Below are 21570 nucleotides of genomic sequence, written 5' to 3'. Positions count from 1 at the left end.
GCTTCATGTCTAGCTTAGCAACCCGATACTGCCGACGGACTCGCTCTTTGTCATCGAGCCGCTGAAAGAACCTTGAGTGCAGCGAGCGACCCCAATCTGACGCGGCCCGAATGTCGGTCTCTTCACGCGAGATATCCTCGGAACGCAACTGACAGAGGTCAGCACGACCGTAAATCTAACAGGAGGCGCGTACCTAACTGTCGCCTCATCGAGAAAAGCTTAAAAAAATTTCCGGCCGCGGAACGAAGTACATCACCTCTGCGGCGTCGACACTTCTTCGGCTATTGCTGACGCCTTGGATCGCTGAGGCTTGCGTCGAGACCCTGTCATAAACTGAGCTTAAGGCCAGCGAAAACTTTTGCGGGTTCTCAGGGGGGGCGTTGCTCTCTATCATCAGCGTCACACTAAGCAGAAAGCAAGGCTTGCTTGGTAGAGTCCTAGGTTTGCTTTTTGTGGCGGGGACGCATGGGTTCTGCCGCGACAGGATGAGGCTATAATGGATACTGACGCTCCCCCAGTTCGCCGCCGAGGAGGCCGATCTTCGGTGGTTGCAGCGCGCGAGGCCGAGAGAAAGCCGCGCGTCTCGACCATCAAGTACGGCATTCGTCCTGTGGAGGCCGTCACTAATGAGCTGTTGGAGCGGATTCACCAAGCCTCCCTGGCTATCCTACGCGAAATTGGCATCGAATTCAGGGACGAAACAGCAATCACGCAGTGGAAAGAGGCTGGAGCCGAAGTCAAGGAGTATCGGGTGCGTCTCGAGGGCGAGATGGTAATGGATCTCCTCTCCAAGGCCCCTTCCTGCTTTGAGATGACGTCGCGGGATCCGTTACAGCGCTTTGAGATCGCGCCCAACACGATGACCTTCGCCGCTATGCAAGGCGCGCCAAACATCCGCGATCTTCAGGGAGTGAGACGCGCATCGACGATCGAAGATCTGCGGAACATGAACCGTCTGACCCAGATGCAACCCGGATTCCATATCGCCGGCGGGTTCACCTGCGAACCAACCGACATCGCTGTTCCTTGGCGCCATCTGCACATTAACCATTCGAGCTTGGTGGAAACGAATATGCCCTTCTTCGGTCTGACGACCGGGAAGCAACGCGCCGAGGATTCGATTGCCATGGGGCAAATCGTCCATGGCAAGGCATTCATGGACCAAAATGCGGTGATGATGGGGCACGTGTCGGGCAATTCGCCTCTGGTCTGGGACGCGACGATGCTCGAAGGACTACGGGCTTTCGTCGAGGCGAACCAGGTTGTTCTGCTCTCCCCCTTCGTCCTCGGTGCGGCCAACACTCCCGCTGACATTCCGGCTACCATTGCTCAGTTGAATGCAGAGGCACTCGCCGCCCTAGCTTATACCCAGTTAGTCGCGCCCGGCGCGAGGGTGATCTACGGGCAGTATTCGGTTTCGGTGTCGATGCGCAGTGGAGCCCCGATGTCCGGGATGCCTGAGGTCACTTTGATCAACGCTGTTATCGGTCAACTCGCAAGGCGGTATGGCGTGCCTTGGAGAACCACAGCGTCCCAGTCGTCCGCCAAGACTTTTGATGCTCAGTCTGGATATGAGTCGGCAATCGCTTACATGTCCGGGGCCAGCGCCTGCGCTAATCTGATGATGCATGCCGGCGGCTGGGATGAGGCCGGCCTCGTGTGCTGCATGGCGAAGTTCGTCGCCGATGCGGAACAGAACCTATTGATTGAGAAATACGCTCGGGGCATTTCATTCGAGCACTTCGATGATGCTCTTGAAGCAGTGCGGCGCATCGGGCCAGGCGGTCACTATCTCGGCGATTCCTTTACTCTCAAGCGCTTCAAGGACGCATTCATCGCGCCGGAAATTCTCGATTACCTCAGCTACGAGCAGTGGAAGGTCAAAGGCTCCAAGGACATGGCCCAGCGCTGCCGCGAGAAGGCCAAGGCGATTATTCAGAGTTACGAGCAGCCACCGATGGATCCCAGCGTGCGCGAGGAACTCGATGCGTTTGTAACGAAACGGCAGGAGGAAATTTCGCCAAGCATTGCCTAGACCTCTGGCCCCGAAACCAATGCAGTAATGAATCGGGAACACTAGCAAGGGAGGGAAAAATGACACTTTTCAAAAGGCAATACGGACAGCGTTCCGGCTTCCATCGAGAAGATGGCGAGAGACGTTAAATCGGGCCAGTTGGACCGCCGCGAATTCCTCGCGCTTGCAAGCACCCTCGGGGCGTGGGCCGCGATGGCCTACAGCCTGATCGGCGTAGCGCTGCCTGAGCAGGCATACGCCGCCGAACCGCAGAGGGGTGGAAGCTTACGCGTGTCCATGCCTGTGCAACCGCAAAAAGACCCGCGCAGTTATGATATCGTCGACGCCGCCAATCTCTCCCGATGCTGGCTAGAGCCGCTGGCCCGCTATACACGCCAGTTCACAGTCGAGCCGGTGCTACTCGAAAGCTGGGAGGTAAACGATGACGGTACTGAGTATGTGCTGCATGTGCGGAAGGGCGTCACCTGGAACAACGGCGATATCTTCAATTCCGATGATGTCATTTATAACTTGACGCGTTGGTGCGATAAGAACGCGCCAGGAAATTCCATGGCTACGCGGGTCGGAACGCTGATCGATGCCAAGAGTGGAAAGGCCGGAACGGTGCGATAACAAAGGTTGATGACCACACGGTCAGGCTGAAGCTCAACGAGCCCGATATTTCCCTCATCGCAAATTTCACCGACTATCCAGCACTAGTGGTTCATCGCAACTTCGACGCGGACGGCGCCAACCCCGTCGCCAAGCCCATCGGCACCGGCGCTTTCGAACTTGTATCGCATGCTACAGGCGTGAAAGCAGTGGTTAAGCGGCGCGAGAGCGGCAAATGGTGGGGAGGGGAGGCGGCCCTCGATGGCTTCGAATTTGTCGACTACGGAAGCGACTTCTCGGCCACAGTGGCTGCGTTCGACTACCGTGAGTCGACATGAACCACAAGACACGTCCAGATTTCATCCCAATTCTTGAGAAAATGGGGCTAGTAACATCAGAGATTCCCACCGCGACTACACTGGTCGCCCGAACCCATGAACAAGCCCTATGACGACAAGCGGGTGCGCAATGCCCTGCAGATGGCCGTCGACAACAACGCCGTGCTCGAACTCGGCTACAACGGGCGCGGCACGGTCGGCGAAAACCATCATGTTAGTCCTATTCATCCCGAATATCACCCATTGCCAAAAAAGAGCGTGATATAGCAAGTGCCAAGAAGCTGATGGAAGAAGCCGGCCACGCCGATTTCGAGCATGAGCTCATTACAATTGACGACGACTGGCAGAAGAACACAGGCGACGCGATTGCAGCTCAGCTTCGGGAGGCCGGGTTCAAAGTCAAGCGAACTGTTATTCCGAGTTCGACGTACTGGAACGACCTGGGCAAAGTATCCCTATTCGATGACTCTTTGGTATATGCGACCGCTAGCTGTCCAAGTGCTAGCCCTGGGTTATCGTAGCGGCGAGGCTTGGAACGAGTCCTCATATTCAAATCCCGACTTCGATGCCAAGCTGAAACAGGCGCTCTCGCTAATCGACGTCCACAAGCGGAAAGAGGTCAGGAAGGATATTGAGCAGATCCTGCAGGATTCTGGCGTCATCATCCAGCCTTTTTGGCAAAAGGTGTTTAGTCATACCAGCAAGAAGGTAAAGAACTATAACGTCCACCCGATGTTTGAGATGGATCTCCAAAGCGTCTGGGTTGAGGGCTGATTTAATCGATACTGCGCCAGATGCCTATAGATTGATCGGTTATTACTCTGACCACGATCAAGAACGGAACGTTGATTGCCTCAGGCACAAGAGGACGACAGTAAGATGGAGGCCATGGTAGCAATGGACTATATGGCCAAATTCGAACTGACAAGCAGCCCCTGATAGCGGCCGGGCCGTGGCGGGCTCGAAACCGCCCGCGCTCAGCCATGAATCATCGCTGAGGCGAGCTACTTTCGCTGCATTGGTAACTAAGTTGCTGCAGGAGAATGTAATTGGTTTACGACAGCCTAGTTGATCAGGTGGTTGTTCTGACGGGCGCTGCCGGCGGCATTGGCAGCGCTATCGCTCGCACTTTTCGGCTAGGCGCGCGTCTGGTGCTAGCTGACTCTGACGAGCAGTCGTATCGAGATTGGCGTCGTCTCTGGACTTCAGTGGCGAGCGGGCGATACCGATCGCCTACGATGCGAGCAAACCAGCCAATGCTGATGCCGTAGTATCGGCATGGCTGGCCCGTTTCGACCATATCGATCACGTTGTCCCGGCAGCCGCAATCTTCGAAAGTCAATCGTTCGCTACAATGACGGATGAGCAGTGGCGGCGAACGATGTCAATAAACCCTGGACGGAGCTTTTTATATCTGCAGGCGTTCTATTCCTCACATCAGGCCGGGGGGAACAATCGTTACCATCGCTTCGTCTGCTGCGCATGAAGGTTGCTCACCCGAGCACGTGCACTACGGGGCTTCAAAAGGCGGAGTCCTGGCTTTCACTAAGTCTCTTGCGAGGGAGCTTTCACCCAACATACGGGTCAACACGGTGTCTCCAGGGACTATAGACACTCCGATGGTGGCGGAACTCCTGCGCCAGAAAGGGGGTAAGTTTCTGGCCACCACGCCCGCAGGTCGCTTTGGCACCGGTGAAGAAGTTGGCAATGCTGTGGCGTTCCTTTGCAGCACGGCTTCTAGCTACATCATGGGCCAAGCCATTCACGTCAATGGCGGAGCGTACATGGGCGGCTAGAGGCTAAATTGCGCATTTTCGGATATGGAGAAATGTTTCAGCTATGAAGTTGAACGGTGAACAAAGACTAGAGGCATATCGGCGAATGCTTCGCATCCGTCGTTTTGAAGAAGAGGGTATGCGCCTGTTCAAAGCCGGCAGGATTCCTGGTGCCTTCCACGCGAGCATAGGTCAGGAAGCCGCTATAGTTGGGGCCTGCCTCTCCCTTCGGCAGGATGATGCGATGACCGGAACGCATCGTTCGCACGGCCACCCAATCGGCAAAGGTGGGCGTCTCGACGTCCTCATGGCCGAGTTAATGGGAGGATGGCATTTGCAAAGGGCGCGGCGGTTCGATGCACCTTGCGGACCGTTCGGTCGGGATTATGAGCGAATCGGGGATCGTCGGAGGAGGTATTCCTCTTGCTACAGGATGTGCGTTCAGCGCTAAGGTCCGGGGCGTCGATCAGGTTACGCTTTGTTTTTTGGCGATGGAGCAGTCAATCAAGGCACCTTCCACGAGAGCCTCAACATGGCGTCGCTGTGGAAGCTTCCGGTCATCTATCTTTGCGAGAACAACGGCTATGCGGTCACCGTCTCGGTAGCGCAAACCCACGGGCAGCCAGATATCGCTTTGCGTGCGACGGGCTTTGGCATGCCCGGAGTCGACGTCGACGGGCAGGACATTCGCGCTGTCTATGAAGCCACTGCTAAGGCTGTCAAGCGAGCGCGCGCTGGCGATGGACCAACTCTCATAGTGGCTAACACATATCGGTTCGATAAGCACAATTTTGGTTTGGCGATTCCAGGGAAACCTTATCGCTCGGTGGAAGAGATCGAAGCTTACAAACGTGAGCGTGATCCGATTGCGCTCTATCGCTGTGTGCTTCTGAACGAGGGGTAAGTGAGCAGATCCTAAGTGCAATCCAAGACGAAGTTGTAAAAGCGCTCAAGGATGCTGTGCAATTCGGCCTGGAGAGCCCGCTACCCCGAATAGAGACGCTGTCCAATTACATGTTTAACTCGCCACTCATTGGCCACAACAGCTTCGTTGCCGGGCTCGAGAGGAATTGACCGATATGCATACCGACGCCCAAAAAATTGCCGCGGCACCAGCCACCCAGATGCAGATGACCTATATCGAGGCGCTCGTGCAGGCGCAGTTCGAGGAAATGGACCGGGATGACCGCGTTGTCCTCCTAGGGGAGGACGTTCCGATCTATGGCGGCCTGAAGATTATTGAAAAGTTCGGCAAGAACCGCGTCTGGAATAGCCCTATCTCGGAAGGCAGTTTTACAGGCCTCGGAATCGGGGCCGCTATCAACGGGTTGAGGCCGATCGTCGATCTCACAATTGCCAGCTTCGTCTATCTCGCTTCGGATCAGATCATCAACCAGGCTGCGAAATTGCAGTATATGACTGGAGGTCAGATCGACATCCCGATCGTGATAAGACGGTCTGGCCGCCCTAGGAACAGGAAGACATCAGCAATGTCTTCCGGCCGCGACGCGACCAAGCGGCCTTGAGTCGTCCGGGTTGATGCCCGCCGTGTTCGGGTCCAGCCCGCACGGCGAAGCCGGTGCGCAGCATCGAGGTGTCATTCGTTGCTGCAAACCGTAGTGGCCCCGGACGCCTTCTCCAGCTCCCGCGGGGGTCGTAGTTCACAGCGTCAGCGATGCGCTGTCTTATGCCCAATCGGAGAGTCAGGCTTGCTGGCCATCGAACGGCCACAATAATTGATCTCTTCTGGAGGACCCTCCCCGAACAGGCAGCATTCCAACCGAAAGCGCATTGCGCAGTGAATTCTCCCGAAGCTGCGCCCGCGGGTCTGAGTTTCGTCAACTGCCGCTGAAGGCATCCTCTCCCCCGTTAGGCCTAAAATCTCTTCTTGCACACTGCAAAAGTCGGGCCAACTGAGTAGAGGAGTGCCAGAAAAGATTTTCAAAGCGCTTAATGAGAGTGCATCAGCAGCGAAACCGACCGCCCAACCGTGTCATAAACCCGACACCGACAGTTAGTGCCGGCCCCTGCACTTTCCCACGAAGTGGCAGTTCCCAGGAAGTGGCAGGATTGCTCAAACTTCAATCCTACACCACCACAATGAAATCGACATCTACGAAAATGACCATCTCTTCGTCGGAAAGCTTTGCAAACGTGGGCTGCGCACCTGTTGCCTGAGACGATTGACCAACCACCTATTCGCGGATTGGTTACCGTACGCCCGTCGACGCTTCGTCCTTCAGAGTTACGGATTTTGGAATAACCTGCCCTGCGCTGTATCGAGGATTGTCAGCGTCAATAGGGCACGCAGTACGCCAGCCGGTCCCGTTATTGAAGCTTTGTCACACTCCTTCTTCGCAGCGTTCGCCAGTAGTCTCGAGACCCGGACTGTTTTCAACTGTGCGCAATGCGGCTCGAGGATGATTTCGGTTGTCATCGATGCTTCCATTCAATTTAGAGGCTTTGAGGATGTCAGAGAAGCCGCCGTACGGCAGCGGTAATGTGATCCTTCGTGGGGAAAAAGCCTTTCTCAAGCGCAGGGCTGAAGGGAACATGAATGTCTGGAGCGCACACACGAAGGATCGGCCGCTTCAACAGGTCAAACGCCTCTTCGGCCATTACAGCTGCGATCTCGCTTCCCACGTTGCAGACACGGTGCGCATTCTCGACAATCACAAGGCGTCCAGTTTCTGCCACTGACATCTTGATCGTTTGATAGTCAAGGGGCTTCAACGTTCGTGGATCGATCACTGCTACCGAAATGCCTTCCTTCGCCAGCGCGTCGGCAGCTTCCATGGTCGGTCGGATGGCGCTTGCGATGGTGACCAGGGTCACATCTGTTCCTTCGCGCTTCACATCTGCCTTGCCAATCGGGATTAGGTAATCAGGATCTGTGAGGACGTCACCTTTGACGCCCCAAAGGCGAGCGTCCTCGAAGACAAGTACAGGATCGCCGTCGCGAATGGCCGCTTTCATCAACCCCTTCATGTCGGCGGGGGTCGACGGACAGATAATCTTGAGACCAGGCACATTCATGAAAAACGGATAAGGTCTGTCAGCATGTTGCGCCGCCTTGGACCCCGTTGAATACATAGAGCACCGATTTTTGGCATGAGGGCATTGGGACCGTGAAGCGTACAAGAACGCTCTTCGATGGCGGATGTATGCATCAGTTCGTTAACTGTAGCGAGATCAGCCATGCCGTCGTATATGGAACGGTCATCTAACAGCACGTTCGATTTAACCGGGAAAACTGCTTTGATCACCGGCGGAGGGCGCGGAATCGGTTTGCAGATCGCCCTTACCTTGCAACAAGCCGGTGCAGATATAGTTCTTACTGGCACTGACGGGATCCGCGTGGCCGAAGCCGCACATCAGTTCCCCGTCCAACCGCAGGTATATCAACTTGATGTCACGGATTCAAAGGCGGTGCGCGATCTCGCCGGTAAAATCGGCCTTTGCCCCGATATTCTTGTCAACAATGCCGGAGTGTCTCGTGCCGCGCCGACAAATCAGACCACCGATGAGGATTGGCGGGCGGTGCTCTCTGTTAATTTGGACGGCGTTTTCTTTTGCAGCCGCACATTCGGCTCTGCAATGGCCTGACCAACAACTCTTTGGAGGCCAATCATGCGTGTTGTAGCCGATCGATCTGCGGCGCCTGCCGCTATCCGCACCGATCTTGGCGCGATCTTCGTTTCTTTGGAACTCAGTAGATCGACCTGGTTGATCACTTCGCTGTCGCCGGGCAGTGGGGAGAAGATGTCGAAACATGCGGTACGCGGCGGCGATATCACGGGACTGCTGGCACGCTTTGCCCAACTCCAAGACAAGGCACAGGCGCGCACCGGCCGGCACTTTGCGCTTGTGGTCATTCAGGAGGCGGGTCTCGACGGCTTCTGGATCTGTCGAATCCTGGAGGCCGAGGGGATCGAAAGCCAAGTCGTCGACGCCGCCTCGATTGCTACGTCGCGCCGGCGGCGTCGTGCCGAGACAGACAAGATCGATGGTGAGGCGCTGGTGCGCGCGCTGCTCGCCTACAAGCGCGGCGAGCCGCGCGTGTGCGCGATGGTCAGGGTGCCGGGCATCAAGGAGGAGGGACCGCCGCCGCATCTGCCGTGAGCGCAAGGTTCTGGTTGGTGAGCGGACCTGCCATGTCAACCGGATCAAGGGTCTGCTGTTTGCTCAGGGCATCACCGGCTACGAGCCGCTACGACGTGACCGGCGACATCCACTTGAGGAATTGAGGACCGGCGACGACCGCGCGCTGCCTGAACATCTGAAGGGGCAAATCCGTCGCGAGCTCGACCGACTCGAACTCGTGATAGCCCAGATCAAAGAGGTGCAGGCCGAGCGTGACGCTCTGCTGGCAATCGAAGCCGCCGAAACTCCAGCAGCGACATTGCTCGATCTCAAGGGTATCGGCCCCGAGTGTGCCGCCATCCTCTACGCGGAAGGGCTGTTCCGGCACTTCGATAATCGCCGGCAGGTCGCCGCCTATGCCGGGCTCGCGCCGACGCCTTGGCAGAGCGGATCGGTCCAGCACGAGCAAGGCGTCTCGAAGGCCGGCAACCCCCGGCTGCGAACGACCATGATCGAGTTGGCCTGGCTATGGCTGCGCAATCAACCGAGTTCAGCGCTTACCCGCTGGTTCCTCAAAATGCGGATTCCGACGTGAAGCCGGCCGCCATTCCGATCAAAGACCGACCACCATTCCGATTTGAAGCCGGCCACCATTCCAATCAAAAGTCGGCCAGTTTTCGGCACTGAACATTACCTCCTGGGTCAGCAACTTTGGCATCAAATGCCCCGCGATGAACGGGGAGATTTTGATGCCGGCAAAGAGAAGGCTGACCATGAGACAGTTACGACAAATGCTGCGGCTCGAGAACAAACTCTTCACTCGCAACGGCGTCAAACAGGGCACGAGAAGACGCACAGAACCGAACTGGGCCGATCTTGCGGTCGAACTCAAGAAGCCCGGCGTCACCTTGCTCATCCTCTGGGAGGAGTATCGTGGGTCGCATCCCGAAGGATATGGCTACAGTCGCTTCTGCGAACTCTTTCGCGGTTTCGAGCAGCGGCTTTCGCCGACGATGCGCCAGGAGCATGCGGCCGGCGACAAGGTCTTCGTCGACTATTCCGGCAAGAAGATCCCGATTGTTGATCGCAAGACCGGTGAGATCCGTGAGGCGGAGATCTTCGTGGCGGTGCTCGGCGCCTCCAGCTTCACCTATGCTGAGGCGACTTGGACGCAAACGCTCCCCGACTGGATCGGCTCGCATGTCCGGATGTTTCGTTTCTTCGGAGGCGTTCCCCGGCTGATCGTTCCCGACAATCTGAAGTCTGGCGTCAGCCGCGCCAGTTTCTACGATCCCGAGATCAACCGAAGCTACGGCATGATGGCATCCACTATGGTGTCGGTGTCCTGCCGGCACGGCCGCGGCGACCGAAGGACAAATCCAAAGTCGAGAACGGCGTCCGCTTCGCCCAGTCCTGCATTTTGGGGCGTCTGCGCAATCAGACCTTCTTCTCGCTGGCAGAAGCCAATGCCGCCATTCGTCAGGCACTCGATCGCATCAACGACCACCTCATGCGCCGGCTGGGCGTCAGTCGCCGGCAACTGTTTGAGAGTGTCGAGCGTGCCGCACTCGCAAGCCTTCCGGGCGAAGACTACGAGTTTGCCGAATGGCGTTTAGCCCGCGTCTCGACGGATTACCACGTCGAGTTCAAGACCTTCTTTTATTCCGTGCCGCACAGCCTCATTCGTCAGCAGGTGGATCTGAGGGCCACGGCACGCACCATCGAGATCTTCCACCGCGGCAAGCGCGTCGCGGTGCATCAGCGCCGCTATGGAGGTCCTCGCCATGGAACTGATCCGGATCACATGCCCAGTTCCCACCGGCGCTATGCCGAGTGGACCCCGGATCGCTTCCGTCGCTGGGGCGCATCAATCGGACCGCAGACGGAAGGCCTGGTCATCGCAATTCTCGCCAGCCGTCCGCACCCCGAACCGGGCTTCCGAACATGCCTTGGCATCCTGCGCCTGTTTCGCGACATCGAGCGCAATCGGGCTGAAGCCGTATCAGCCCGCGCCGTCGAGATCGGTGGCCTGAACTGCAAGAGCATTGCTTCGCTCATCGCCAACCACAAAGCCGCACGCCATTCCACCGAACCAACCGCCATCGTCGATCACGCCAATCTGCGTGGCCCTGATTACTTTCATTGAGGAGACACACCCATGCTGATCAATCCCACCATAGACATGCTGCGAGAGCTCGGCCTTTACGGCATGGCAACCGCTTTCCAGGAACTCGACGCACAGTCCGAAGCGCGCGGCCTCGAGCACGGCGAATGGCTTGCCATGCTGCTCGAACGCGAGGCGACCATGCGCCGCCAGAAGCGTTTCGAGGCCCGCGCCAGAGCTGCCAAGCTGCGTCACGATGCGCAGATCGAGAATGCCGACTTTCGTGCTGCACGCGGTCTCGACCGCAATCTGTTCATGGCGCTTGCCGGCTGCGACTGGATCAGAAAGCATCACAGCCTTCTCATCACCGGACCAGCCGGCGTCGGCAAGAGCTGGCTTGCCTGCGCTCTCGGCCACAAGGCCTGCCGCGAGGATTTCTCCGTAACATACCACCGAGTTCCCCGGCTGTTCGCCACGCTCGCACTTGCAAGAGGTGACGGGCGATACGGCAGGATCCTCAAATCTCTTGCCAGGACCGACCTGCTGATCCTCGATGACTGGGGACCGGAAAAACTCAATGACGACCAACGCCGCGATCTCCTGGAGATCATTGAGGACCGCTACGAACGACGCTCAACCATCCTCACAAGTCAGGTCCCCGTGGATCGCTGGTACGAAATAATTGCAAACCCAACTCTGGCCGATGCCATCCTGGATCGCCTTGTTCACAACGCCTATCGCATCGATCTGACCGGCGAGAGCATGCGAAAACAGCGCTCGCCTGTCGCAACCGAAATACCGCAAGCTTGACCTGAAATCTAACTCGATCCAAACATCAACCAGACCCAGGATCAGTCCGAGAAATGGCCGCCTTCAAATCGGAACGCCGGCCGGAATGAAATCGGAATGACTGGCCGCCTTCAAATCGGAATCGGTGGCCGGCTTCATCGGAATACGCACCTCAAAAAGACAACCGTCGTCGCCCTTGCAAGGAAGCTGCTCCTGGCGCTTTGGAAATACGTGACCGCGGGCGACGTCATCGAAGGTGCCCTCATGAAGGCTGCCTGACGAGACCACACCGACACAATCATCCCTCGAGGCCTGATCAGCCTCGGCGGATCCAGGAGGCGAACCGAGATCCCAGCTGGCTGGAATGCCGTATCAAAGACGGGTCTCGCCTTCTGGGCGCTTGCCGCCGCAAGCGAGATATTCGTGCAGCCGTCTTCAAGCGGCGACCGTATGTGAGTTGACCAGGCTCGATTGACCGAGCCGTGTCACGCAATCGGGCTCAGTTCTGGATTCCGCGACCAATTGGAGGAACACGATGCCGCTCTAACGACCCTCTTGACCCCGCATCGTCATGTGAGCCCGGGATCAAACATCTAGCGCCGCGCGCCTTTGTGTCGGAACGCCCGATGCAGGGTGGCCTCGTCGACCTTATGCCGCATGGCCATAAAACCGGGTAGGGGCCTGCTGGCCGCCGCGTTCACCCGATCGACGTTCGGCGGGAAGAAATCCCGGCTCTGTGTCCGGACCTTGGCTTCTTCGGGAAGGCGCTCCTCAGGTTGGTCTCTTCCCTCCACTCGCGTCGTTTCCTTTCGAAGGCTTCACGGCTATGAACCACTCCGACACGGCTATGAACCAGTCCGACCGGCGGTTAAAAAGCCGCTCGCACACCCAAGGGGCCCTTGCTATGCGCTGGTTTGCTATATTGTGCACATCCTTTGAGCAGTGATTATTCCTTTTCGGCTGGAAATGGTGATATTGACCAACCAACTAAGTCGACGGCCCGCTGAAGGATGGCCATGGTCTGAGCGCGGTTGGGTGAAGCGGCGATGACATGCCCGATCCAGTCCCGGTAATCGCCTTTCCGGACGATCGGCGTCTTTGCCCCAATATAAAACTTTACCTCGGCGACACCTAATACAGCGCCCGCGCGACTAGTATCGATCCAATCGAGGATACCATCGCGATCAGGAACCAGTATTCGCAAAGCCGCAATCTGCGAATGACTTCCGCGCAAATCCCATTCGTCGCCGATGACAAGCTTGATGTGCTCGGCGACCAGATCAATACCGTAAGCCAGCTGAACCAGTTGAGGAACAGGCGAACCCGGCATACGCGGATTGACTTCGATGACGACCGGGCCACGCTTTGTCCACCGGAGCTCAAAGTTCGCTGGCCCCCAGCCAAGGCCGAGAGCTCGCAGACAGCTCAGGGCAACATCGGCGATATGATTATGCTCCTCAACAGTTAGTACGGCCGGATAGGTCAATTCACGCGCGACGAAATGCGGGTGGGGCCCGAACTCGCCAGAGCAAATCGAAATGACTTCATCTCCCATGATGTCGACGCTATAGTAAGGGCCTTGCGCGAATTCTTCGACCAGGATCCTCGGCGACGACGCCCATCTGTGCTCCCCACCCAACAGGTAGGTCGTATGTTCGCCTAACTCGTCGGCGTCGCGGCACAATCGGACGCCCATGCTGCCGGCGCCTACGGCTGGCTTAAGAATCACCGGCAGGCCGATTTGCATGGCAGCGCTTTCTATGTCCGCCGCATTCGCTGCCAGGCGATAAGCAGGTACCAGAACGCCGGCATCCGCGAGGGCCTGCCGTTGAGCGAATTTGTCGCAGCACCGTTCAATCGACTTGGGGTTCGGTCCCGGGAGATCGAAATACTGGCAGAGCTTGCCAACTGTTGCATAGGCCGACTCTTGGGGGCTGGTAATGCCAGCAATGTTGTAGGTCGCACCTAACCGGTAACATTCTTGGATGAGCGCATCGATATTGCCAGTATCGACACGGATTGCCTCAATTCCTTCCGACGCAAGGAAGTCATGTCGACTTGGATTAGCCGACAGGGCAACTGGATGAAGACCAAGACGCTTGATTGTCTGGACGTATAGAAGCATATTAGTTGCGCCCTCGATCAATATCAACGCTCTTTTTGCCATTTAAAGTACCCCAACTGTGCACTGTGGGTCGATCCAAGCGTAGATCGACACAGATGATGACATCAGATTTTTTAAGAAGTAGCATGTTCTAAGATTGATATTCGCAAAGATTCTGTGAAGTTTTTATGATCTATCTGTTACAGCTCTTTTGATCAATTGGCGATGCCAAGCATCGAGCAATCATTCCAATTCTGGTGCTGCTACGGAACAGCCATAGTCGACCCGGAACTGGAAAGTCTCGGGTTCCGATGGGCTCGATCTCGGCGAGGCGATGGCCGAAAGGCCACGGCAAACCCGCGTCTACCGCGATGTACAGCCCTCCGAGCACCGCGGGAGCCTCCATCGATCGTTTAGCATGGCCCTCAAATCGAAAGACCACAGGCATACCTGACCGACCGCGATCGCTCCAAACAGGGCCCCGCCGTTCGAGTAATGCTCCCGCCATCTCCCGGGATTCTCCCCAATTTGAAATGGCCATCACAACGCCCCGAAGGACAAAACCTCCAAGGTCAATGTCGCCGGCTACAAGCGCGGCCTCACCAAGGCCGTCAAACGAGCGTTGCGACGCGTTGGGCGCCGCCCTCGGAGAAGGCCAGGAAGTTGCGGTCAATGCAGTGGTCGCTCTTGAGATAGGCGATGACGGGAAGGCGGAGCGGCGTAGGCTGAAGTTATAGCTTACGGCGGCGAGCACGGCGGGCCGCGATAGCCGGCATCGGCGACGATCATGTAGAGGTTGGCGCCGATCGCGTTCTCGATCGCGGGAAGAACGGTGGCCAGCGTGTGGCCATCATAGGGATTGCCGGGCAGCGCTTTTGCATGCAGGGCGAACTGGCCGCCCTTGGAGCGCTTCAGCGTGGTGGCAACCGGGACCTTGACCCCAAACTCATAGGGCATATGCGCGTTGCCCTTGCCGATGCATTCCACCTCGTGCGCGTGCAGGACGTTGCTCGAGAACGGTGGCGGCCTGGTAGAGCGGCTATTTGAAGAGCGCGTCCAGCCCCGCGTCGCCGGCGATCTGGCGGGAGATGTCGCGAATGGTCCGGCCGAGATAGGTCTTGAGCCTGCGCAGCGCCTTGGTTTGAACTTGTGTGGATGCCAGCCGTTTTGCAAGGAGAGCATTGAACTTTTGGGCGTGTGATCGAGTGCGGATCAGGCCTGTCTCAGGTGCGGCCGTTCACATGCCGCGGGGCCGGTATGGTGATGCGCGGATCAGGTCCAAATCTGCTTGGCGAGCTTGTACAGCTCCCGTTCAAACACTGGTTTTCCCGATCTGATCGATCATTTGCCCACGCGGTTCTTGCCTTCCTCACATCTCCGACGTACCGGCTTCAGGTGCGCAGATGAGTGTTCATGCAGGTACCATCGCCGGATTCCGGTAATCCTCTTGTTTCGTTAGCATCGCCCAGATTCCTCGCGCCATCTTGTTGGCCAGCGCGATAGCCACCAGTATGCGTGGCTTCTTTGCCATCATGCGGGCAAGCCAAGAGCCGTTGGGCACACCCTTCCGGGAGGCCCATTGCACCACAGCCATGGCACCAAGGATGAGCAACCGCCGAATATCACGTTGGCCCATCTTCGAGCTCTTCCCCAATCGTTGCTTGCCCCCGGTGGACTTCTGCAGCGGGACCAGCCCGAGCCAGGCGGAGAAGTCGCGGCCACACTTGAAGGTCTCCATTGGCGGCGCAAAGGTTTCGACAGCAAGGGCGGCGATCGGCCCGACACCGGGCATGGTCTGCAAACGTCGCGGCCTTTGCGCTTCCTTGGACAGCGCGTTGATCGTCTTCTTCAGTGCCTCGATCCGGCCAGTCAGGTGGGCGATCCGGTCCAGCAAATCGTCGCATATTTCACGTACCAGATCTGGCAATTTCGCGTTCTGGTCCTGGATGATCTCTGCCAGGCGTCGTAGGTGGCCGATGCCTTGCGGAGCAACATATCCAAACTCATAAAGGTGCGCGCGCAATGCGTTGACCAGTTCGGTGCGCTGATTGACCAATTGTTCCCGGGTGCGGAACACGATGGCGCGGCACTGCTGCTCCTCGCTCTTAGGTTCGACAGAGCGCATCGTCGGCCGTTGTGCTGCCTCGACGATCGCCTCCGCGTCCGCTGCGTCGTTCTTATGGCGCTTGATGAACGGTTTGACATAGCCTGGGGCGAGCAGTTTCGGCTGAGGGCCAAGCCTAGCCATTTCGCGAGCCCAGTGGTGGTCGCTGCCACAAGCCTCCATCGCCACAATACAGGCTGGATGATCCGTCATAAACGTACCGAACTGCGCGCGCATCAGTTTCTTGCGAAACACAACAGATCCATCGGCTGCCGCCCCGTGCAGTTGGAAGACGTTCTTTGCCAGGTCGACTCCAATGATGGTAACTTCTTCCATGGATGCTTTCCTCTCCTTTGCGTGGCTGTAGCACCACGAACTTGGCACATTGCGAGGCCGTCGGAGAAGGCTGGCATCCGCCCCATCTGCTTGGCGTGGGCATAACGCTGATGCTTGATCAGCGCGACTTGCCGACCCGAGCATAGGACTGGCGCGCAGCACAACACCATGCTTCTTGACCAGCTTGACCAGCCGCTCGCGGGCGCGATGCATTAGCTTGGCGTCGGTCGCAAAGGTGATGGCCTTCTCCTGCACGGTGGTGTCGACGATCACCGCGCGGAAGTCGGCCGGCTTGGCCGCCCCCAGCCGGGTCGCCGCCGATCTGCCGCGACGAGGTGAGCAAACGAACGAGACGCATCAAGCATCGGGCGCGAGCAATGCTGGTTTTCAAGATCTCGAGGCACGACCTGCGGTCGTATAGGGCATACGCTCGATGCATTCTATTGCGAGGCACCCTGACAGCCTGCCGAGCGCGGACGCTGCGGTTCTGGCTTCTCCGTGACGTCCACAACACTTTGATGACTTTATCCGACTTTGTCGAGTCTGCGACATAGGCTGTAGCCAAATTCCTTAGTTTGCCCCAAACCAGACAAGCCCCAAAAGGTGCCTTCTTCGCCTCGTTTGGACAATTGGCGCGATTCTTGCGCAGTAGGTTGCGTGGGGCGCGGCGCCGTCCCTAACTGAGAACTGTCATGAGCTGATTTCGCATCGGTTTAGGATAGGCACGGCGAATGAGAGACAAACTTGCAGTAACATAACAGCAGCATAACAACATTAGTTTAACTCCTGGCCTGGAGCAAGTAATGATCAACGATACTGCATCGGACGCATACGACGTTATTTCGACTTATGTAGAATCGATACGCAAATTCGACATGAATGTCACTATAGGAGAAGATTTCGAATATTATACAGGTATAACTGATGAAATTCCTGGAAAGTACCCGACGTATCCGCACTTTAGGCCCGGTTGCTCAGAGCTTCTTTGCGGTAAAGCTTTCTGGATTATTGGAAGAGATCAAGAAGACAGGATAGCGCATGTCCAAGCAATGCGGCTGTATGACCTATCGACTAAAAGCCTTCGTGAACACCTTGAGACGCTCGCAGACTACTTCGCGGACCCTGATCTCAACGCAGGGCCTGGCTCTTCGTGTATCTGCTACGCACCATCCGCCAGCAAAATTGCTGGGCTGGTAGCATATCGGGGCGACCTCTGGCTGAGGGAGGATTTTCGGGGACTTGGTCTCCTACCCTTTCTTAGTCGGATCGCGTTTGGACTGGCTTGGGCTAAATGGTCCCCGGATTTCGTTTACGCCCTGGTTGCTGCCTGGAATATCGAAAAACATGTAACAGATCGCAACGGCTATCTGCACAAAGAGCGTGGAGTAGTCGCACGATTGCCGGCGCGCGGAATAGACGATGACGACTGGCTCGTCTGGTTGACCCGGGAGGACCTAGTGAGAATGTTTTCCAGCGATTCGAATGCCGCAGTCACGATGTGAACAGACCGGTGGCAACCCCGTAAACGCTACGCGCGAAGCAATGTCGCAACGTTTTTAGTTACTGGCGCCGTGGAAGCTTCCACAGAGACACCATGTCCATTGCCAAAGAAAGCACAGAGCGACTTGATCGACGCCCGGACCTTGGCGCTGGACGCACATCTGTGGCAAGAGGAATTCCCCAACGAGACCGCAAAGACAATGCGTCTCTCGCGACAACCCAGGGTGCCCTTGGTTGCTATGCCCGTGAGCGCGACGCCGCTTTCCCCATATCCAAGGACCAGGCCTTCTTCCTCAGTTTGCAACCGCCTCTCGGCGACCGGCCTGCAAAATGGCTTTGCCGAGGCCCGTAAACTCGCCGACTTTGATGGCGGCAAGCCGTTAAGGCCGCACGATCTCAGGCACCGGTTTGCCGTGACCCGCCTCAGCCTCTGGCACCAACAGCGCGCAGACGTTCAGGCGCTATTGCCTTTGCTCGCCACATATCTCGGCCACGTTAGTTACAGCGACACGGCCTACTACCTCACGGGCTCGGCGGAGCTCCTCGCTATCGCGGCTGAGCGTGCCGCCCTCGATGGAGGCGCAGCATGAGCGAACACCTGCTCCTGGCGCCGCTCCTGGAGTCGTATTTCCGCCGGCGCCTGACGAACTAGCGCAATGCGACTCCCGCGACCGTGGCCAGCTATCGCGACGCCTTGCGCGTGCTGATCCTCTTTGCCGCCGACCGGTTGCGTAAGAAGCCGGCGGCGTTGGCGCTCGAAGATCTCGATCGAGACCTCGCTTTTCTCGACGAACCCGAGGAGAAGCGGAACAATTGCGTCGCCACGCGCAACGCCCGCTTGGCCGCGATCCGATCTTTTTTCCACCACGTCGCTGCCGCCGACCCGGCGTCCTTCGGTGTGGCCCAACGCGTGCTGTCGATTCCCATTAAACGGGCGCACATCGAGGTAACGCACCATCTCACCAAGGCCGAAGTGGATACCCTCATCGCGGCGCCCGATCCAAAGACGCCCCGTGGTCGGCGCGACCGAGCCTTTCTGCTCTTCCTGGCACGGACCGGTGCCCGCGTCTCGGAAGCCACCGGCGTCAACGCAAACGACCTTGAGTTGGAACGTCTCACCCGCAAGTGCTACTGCGCGGCAAAGGACGCAGAGACCGCGTCGTACCCATTCCTAAGGACCTGGCGCGAGCGCTCACGACCTTGTTGGGCGAGCGCGGGATACCCATCACGAGCCGCGACCGATATTCGTCGGCGCCCGCAACGAGCGCCTGACTCGTTTCGGAGCGACCCATATCGTGCGACGTGCGGCCACCGAGGCCGTGCCTACCAGGCCAGCCTTGGCCGACAAGCCCATATCGCCGCACATCTTCCGGCACTCCTTCGCCATGAAGCTCCTTCAGTCCGGCGTGGACCTTTTGACCATCCAAGCCTGGCTCGGGCACGCACAGGTCGCCACGACCCACCGGTATGCCGCAGATGATGCGCAATGGACTCGGGCGTCACCGGCGCAGACATAGAAATTGACACTGCAAGCTCCTCAGCTCCTTCAGTGTCACTATCTCTCGCTCATCACCTCGAACCGCGCCAGTTGCGGTCAGCTTGACGTTTACCGCCGGGCAATGGCGTCGGCGCATTGAGCGCGCCCGTTACGAGGTCGACCTGGCCGAACGGCGCTACGAGGCCGTCGACCCAGCTAACCGCCTGATCGCCGCTACGTTGGAGAAGCGCTGGAACGCGGAGCAACGAGTACTCGATCTGGAGGCGCAGATGGCCGCCTTCGAGCGGCAAAGCCTGCGGGCCGTGACCGCCGAGCAGAAGCAGCAAATCATCGAGCTCGGGCGCGACTTTCCGCGGTTATGGGCTGCTCCGACCACCAGCCCCAGCAAGCGCATACTGCGCTTGCTGATCAAGGATATCACCCTTGCCAAGGGGCCGGAGCCCAAGCAGCTCCAACTGCACATCCGCTGGCAGGGTGGTGCGACCGTGACGATCGACGTGCACCTGCCGCCCAACCGGGCTGACGCGCTGCGCTATCCGCCGGCCTTCATCGACGAAGTCCGCACGCTGGCGCAATCCCATGATGACCGCGAGATCGCGGCGCTCCTTGCCCGCAACGGCAAGACAAGCGCCACCGGCAGCCTTTCACCGCCAGCATGATCAGCTGGGTCGGTCACAAACACCACATCCCCGCTCCGTCGCCCCCGGTGGGGACGCTGGTCGACCACGCGAGCGCTGACGGCGTTGTCGAGCGGCGTCGCCGACACCGACATGCAGGCGCATCGGGCCAGGCCTTCGTGCTTGCGCCCATTGCATTGATAGACGGGATAGAGCCCGCCATTGCCGGTGTAGCGCACGGTGAGACGGCGCCCGCATAGGCCGCAGACAAGCAGGCCCTGCAAGAGGCAGAGGCTTTCACGAGCAGGGCCGGTGAGCACCTCGGCATTGGTCCGGTTCTGGGCCAAGCGTTGGCGGTTGGCGAGGAACTGATCCCGGCTGATATAGCCTGGATGATGGTCGTGAATGACGCCCCGCCATTCCTCCTCGGGCATGCGGCGTGTGCGGGTCTCGATCGCACCGGCCGGCCCGATCGCCTTGGACGATTGATACCGTCCGAACACATAAGTGCCGGCAATGCGGCCCCAGATGAGCTTGCCGTTCCAGACGCCGCCGTAGGCGCGGCGGGGGAAGCGCAGGCCGAGTTCGTGGAAACGCTGCACGACCGCGTAGGCGGTGCCCTCGCGCGCGAAGAGCTCGAACACGGCGCGCACCGCGCCTTGCACCCTCTTCGTCGGGATCGAGCACGATGCGCTCGCCGTCGAAGACGAGGCCAACCGGTAGGGGGAAGCGCAATTCGCCCTTTCGCGCCTTGTTGAGCTTACCGCCGTGGAGGCGGGCGCGGATGATGTGGAGTTCGGCTTGCGCGAAGGTTCCCTTCAAGCCGAGGACGAGACCGTCGTTGAATTCGGGCCGGATCGTAGCAGCCGTCCTCGTCGATCACCAGGGTCCCAGTGATGGCACACGATTCCAGGAGGCGATGCCAATCCTGGTTCGAGCGCGCCAGGCGCGAGGCTTCCAACGAGAAGATGCGCCGAGCTTTTCCATCGCCACATTGCCGACCAGGGTCTTGAAGTCCTCGCGGTGGGTGGCCTGCGAGCCGGACTGGCTGAGGTCCCGGTCGACGACACGAATCTGCTCCGGCCGCCAGCCCAGCGATCGGGCTTTGCTCGCCAGATCGTACTGCCGTTCGGTGCTCTCCTGATGGAAGCGGACCTGGCCCACCGTCGACTGGCGGATGTAGACACAGGCTTCCCGCGACAGGTGGTGTTCGGAAATCTTGCTGGTCGTCATCATCGGGGCTTTCCTCCGGTTGGGACTGCGGCGCATCGACGGCGAGACAGCTTTCGATCATGTTGGCGAGGATGGAGCCCGCCTTGGCAAGATCGAGGGCGGCGACGGGCGGGTCCATTTGCTCGAACGGCTCGCGACGGCGGAGCAACTCCGCGTTGATCGCGCAGATCTCGTTGAGGAGCTCCCGCAGCTTGTGGAAATTGGCCAGATACTGGTGGGATTGGGCGACAGCGGCGTTGGGCACATAGTCCATTGCGCGGCCGCTCGCCCGGGGTGCTGACGGAAAGATAGAACTTGGGCCCGTGTCCGGGTCCGTTGGCGCAATGGCAGCCGGGCCGGCCGCAGCGCTTGTAGCGCTCGATGAGCGAGCCGCGCAGGAGCTGTTCGAGCGGTGGCAGCCGGCGCAGGAGCCGGCGGCGGCGTTGGCGCAGGGCGGCGGCGGAAGTGTCCTTCACGGCAATAG

17 protein-coding genes and 6 pseudogenes are annotated in these 21570 nt (G+C 58.5%); 16 read left to right on the top strand and 7 right to left on the bottom strand.

Features of this window, described 5'->3' with window-relative positions; all coding sequences use genetic code 11:
- Window positions 1-496 precede the first annotated feature (496 nt).
- The 8 genes and pseudogenes from A9K66_RS08250 to A9K66_RS08230 all read left to right on the top strand — a co-directional run bounded on the left by A9K66_RS08250 (window position 497) and on the right by A9K66_RS08230 (window position 6265).
- Entirely contained in the window at window positions 497-2035 is a 1539-nt protein-coding gene (locus tag A9K66_RS08250; protein ID WP_067322136.1) for a trimethylamine methyltransferase family protein, read from the top strand.
- Window positions 2036-2227: 192 nt separating this feature from the next.
- Window positions 2228-2647: an ABC transporter substrate-binding protein gene (locus A9K66_RS31460; RefSeq protein ID WP_280944326.1), complete on the top strand. Its 420-nt coding sequence runs from the start codon at window positions 2228-2230 to the stop codon at window positions 2645-2647.
- Window positions 2644-3231, top strand: a pseudogene (locus A9K66_RS31455) (ABC transporter substrate-binding protein). Before A9K66_RS31460 ends, A9K66_RS31455 begins: the two are co-directional and overlap by 4 nt.
- A gap of 99 nt (window positions 3232-3330) precedes the next feature.
- Complete coding sequence (locus A9K66_RS31075; protein WP_245307442.1) at window positions 3331-3738, top strand: hypothetical protein; 408 nt, start codon at window positions 3331-3333, stop codon at window positions 3736-3738.
- A gap of 620 nt (window positions 3739-4358) precedes the next feature.
- A complete protein-coding gene (locus A9K66_RS29230; protein ID WP_082953767.1) occupies window positions 4359-4760 on the top strand; it encodes an SDR family oxidoreductase in 402 nt (133 codons plus the stop codon).
- Window positions 4761-5095: 335 nt separating this feature from the next.
- Window positions 5096-5164, top strand: a pseudogene (locus A9K66_RS31595) (hypothetical protein); the annotation flags it as partial.
- 53 nt (window positions 5165-5217) lie between these two features.
- Complete coding sequence (locus tag A9K66_RS31060) at window positions 5218-5643, top strand: thiamine pyrophosphate-dependent enzyme (RefSeq protein ID WP_245307440.1); 426 nt, start codon at window positions 5218-5220, stop codon at window positions 5641-5643.
- Between the two features lie 175 nt (window positions 5644-5818).
- Complete coding sequence (locus tag A9K66_RS08230; RefSeq protein ID WP_245307439.1) at window positions 5819-6265, top strand: hypothetical protein; 447 nt, start codon at window positions 5819-5821, stop codon at window positions 6263-6265.
- Between the two features lie 946 nt (window positions 6266-7211).
- Here the strand turns inward: A9K66_RS08230 and A9K66_RS08225 are convergent.
- A complete protein-coding gene (locus A9K66_RS08225) occupies window positions 7212-7880 on the bottom strand; it encodes a transketolase C-terminal domain-containing protein (protein WP_343221251.1) in 669 nt (222 codons plus the stop codon).
- 57 nt (window positions 7881-7937) lie between these two features.
- On the opposite strand from A9K66_RS08225, the gene A9K66_RS08220 reads away from it, so the two are divergent.
- Together A9K66_RS08220 and A9K66_RS08215 are read left to right on the top strand one after the other, a co-directional pair.
- A complete protein-coding gene (locus A9K66_RS08220) occupies window positions 7938-8345 on the top strand; it encodes an SDR family NAD(P)-dependent oxidoreductase (RefSeq protein ID WP_197093087.1) in 408 nt (135 codons plus the stop codon).
- 24 nt (window positions 8346-8369) lie between these two features.
- Window positions 8370-9393, top strand: a pseudogene (locus A9K66_RS08215) (IS110 family transposase); the annotation flags it as partial.
- 42 nt (window positions 9394-9435) lie between these two features.
- Here the strand turns inward: A9K66_RS08215 and A9K66_RS30700 are convergent.
- Window positions 9436-9597: a hypothetical protein gene (locus tag A9K66_RS30700; protein WP_197507459.1), complete on the bottom strand. Its 162-nt coding sequence runs from the start codon at window positions 9595-9597 to the stop codon at window positions 9436-9438.
- Here A9K66_RS30700 and istA point away from each other — a divergent pair.
- From istA to A9K66_RS30160, 3 genes and pseudogenes are all read left to right on the top strand, one after another.
- Window positions 9572-10968 (top strand): annotated as a pseudogene (gene istA, locus A9K66_RS08210) (IS21 family transposase). The gene A9K66_RS30700 and the pseudogene istA sit on opposite strands and share 26 nt — an antisense overlap.
- A gap of 12 nt (window positions 10969-10980) precedes the next feature.
- Window positions 10981-11736, top strand: coding sequence for an IS21-like element helper ATPase IstB (gene istB, locus A9K66_RS08205; RefSeq protein WP_067322130.1), 756 nt, complete (start codon window positions 10981-10983; stop codon window positions 11734-11736).
- 150 nt (window positions 11737-11886) lie between these two features.
- Window positions 11887-11994 (top strand): annotated as a pseudogene (locus A9K66_RS30160) (IS110 family transposase); the annotation flags it as partial.
- Window positions 11995-12661: 667 nt separating this feature from the next.
- Here the strand turns inward: A9K66_RS30160 and A9K66_RS08195 are convergent.
- The 3 genes and pseudogenes from A9K66_RS08195 to A9K66_RS08180 form a co-directional block, all read right to left on the bottom strand.
- Window positions 12662-13882, bottom strand: coding sequence for an acetyl-CoA carboxylase biotin carboxylase subunit family protein (locus A9K66_RS08195; protein ID WP_067322124.1), 1221 nt, complete (start codon window positions 13880-13882; stop codon window positions 12662-12664).
- Window positions 13883-14454: 572 nt separating this feature from the next.
- Window positions 14455-14957: pseudogene (locus A9K66_RS30155) on the bottom strand (IS5/IS1182 family transposase); the annotation flags it as partial.
- Between the two features lie 273 nt (window positions 14958-15230).
- Window positions 15231-16259, bottom strand: coding sequence for an IS110 family transposase (locus tag A9K66_RS08180; protein WP_067322301.1), 1029 nt, complete (start codon window positions 16257-16259; stop codon window positions 15231-15233).
- Window positions 16260-17062: 803 nt separating this feature from the next.
- Between A9K66_RS08180 and A9K66_RS08175 the strand changes: the two genes are divergently transcribed.
- Together A9K66_RS08175 and A9K66_RS31050 are read left to right on the top strand one after the other, a co-directional pair.
- Entirely contained in the window at window positions 17063-17761 is a 699-nt protein-coding gene (locus tag A9K66_RS08175; RefSeq protein ID WP_067322117.1) for a hypothetical protein, read from the top strand.
- Between the two features lie 1239 nt (window positions 17762-19000).
- Complete coding sequence (locus A9K66_RS31050; protein ID WP_245307459.1) at window positions 19001-19276, top strand: tyrosine-type recombinase/integrase; 276 nt, start codon at window positions 19001-19003, stop codon at window positions 19274-19276.
- A 513-nt stretch (window positions 19277-19789) separates the two neighbouring features.
- Here A9K66_RS31050 and A9K66_RS30695 read toward each other — a convergent pair.
- On the bottom strand, window positions 19790-20518 hold the full coding sequence (locus A9K66_RS30695) for a recombinase family protein (protein WP_197093088.1): 729 nt from the start codon (window positions 20516-20518) through the stop codon (window positions 19790-19792).
- Between the two features lie 235 nt (window positions 20519-20753).
- Window positions 20754-21110 carry a hypothetical protein gene (locus tag A9K66_RS30690; RefSeq protein ID WP_197093089.1) on the bottom strand — a complete coding sequence of 119 codons (357 nt, stop codon included), beginning with the start codon at window positions 21108-21110 and terminating at the stop codon, window positions 20754-20756.
- Here A9K66_RS30690 and A9K66_RS30150 point away from each other — a divergent pair.
- Window positions 21094-21387, top strand: a complete 294-nt coding sequence (locus A9K66_RS30150; RefSeq protein ID WP_067322104.1) for a hypothetical protein — start codon at window positions 21094-21096, stop codon at window positions 21385-21387. The genes A9K66_RS30690 and A9K66_RS30150 overlap by 17 nt on opposite strands.
- Window positions 21388-21570 lie beyond the last annotated feature (183 nt).

This window comes from Mesorhizobium sp. AA23, from assembly GCF_001672435.1.
Lineage (GTDB): Bacteria > Pseudomonadota > Alphaproteobacteria > Rhizobiales > Rhizobiaceae > Mesorhizobium.
This window is presented reverse-complemented; position numbering and strand designations above follow the sequence as displayed.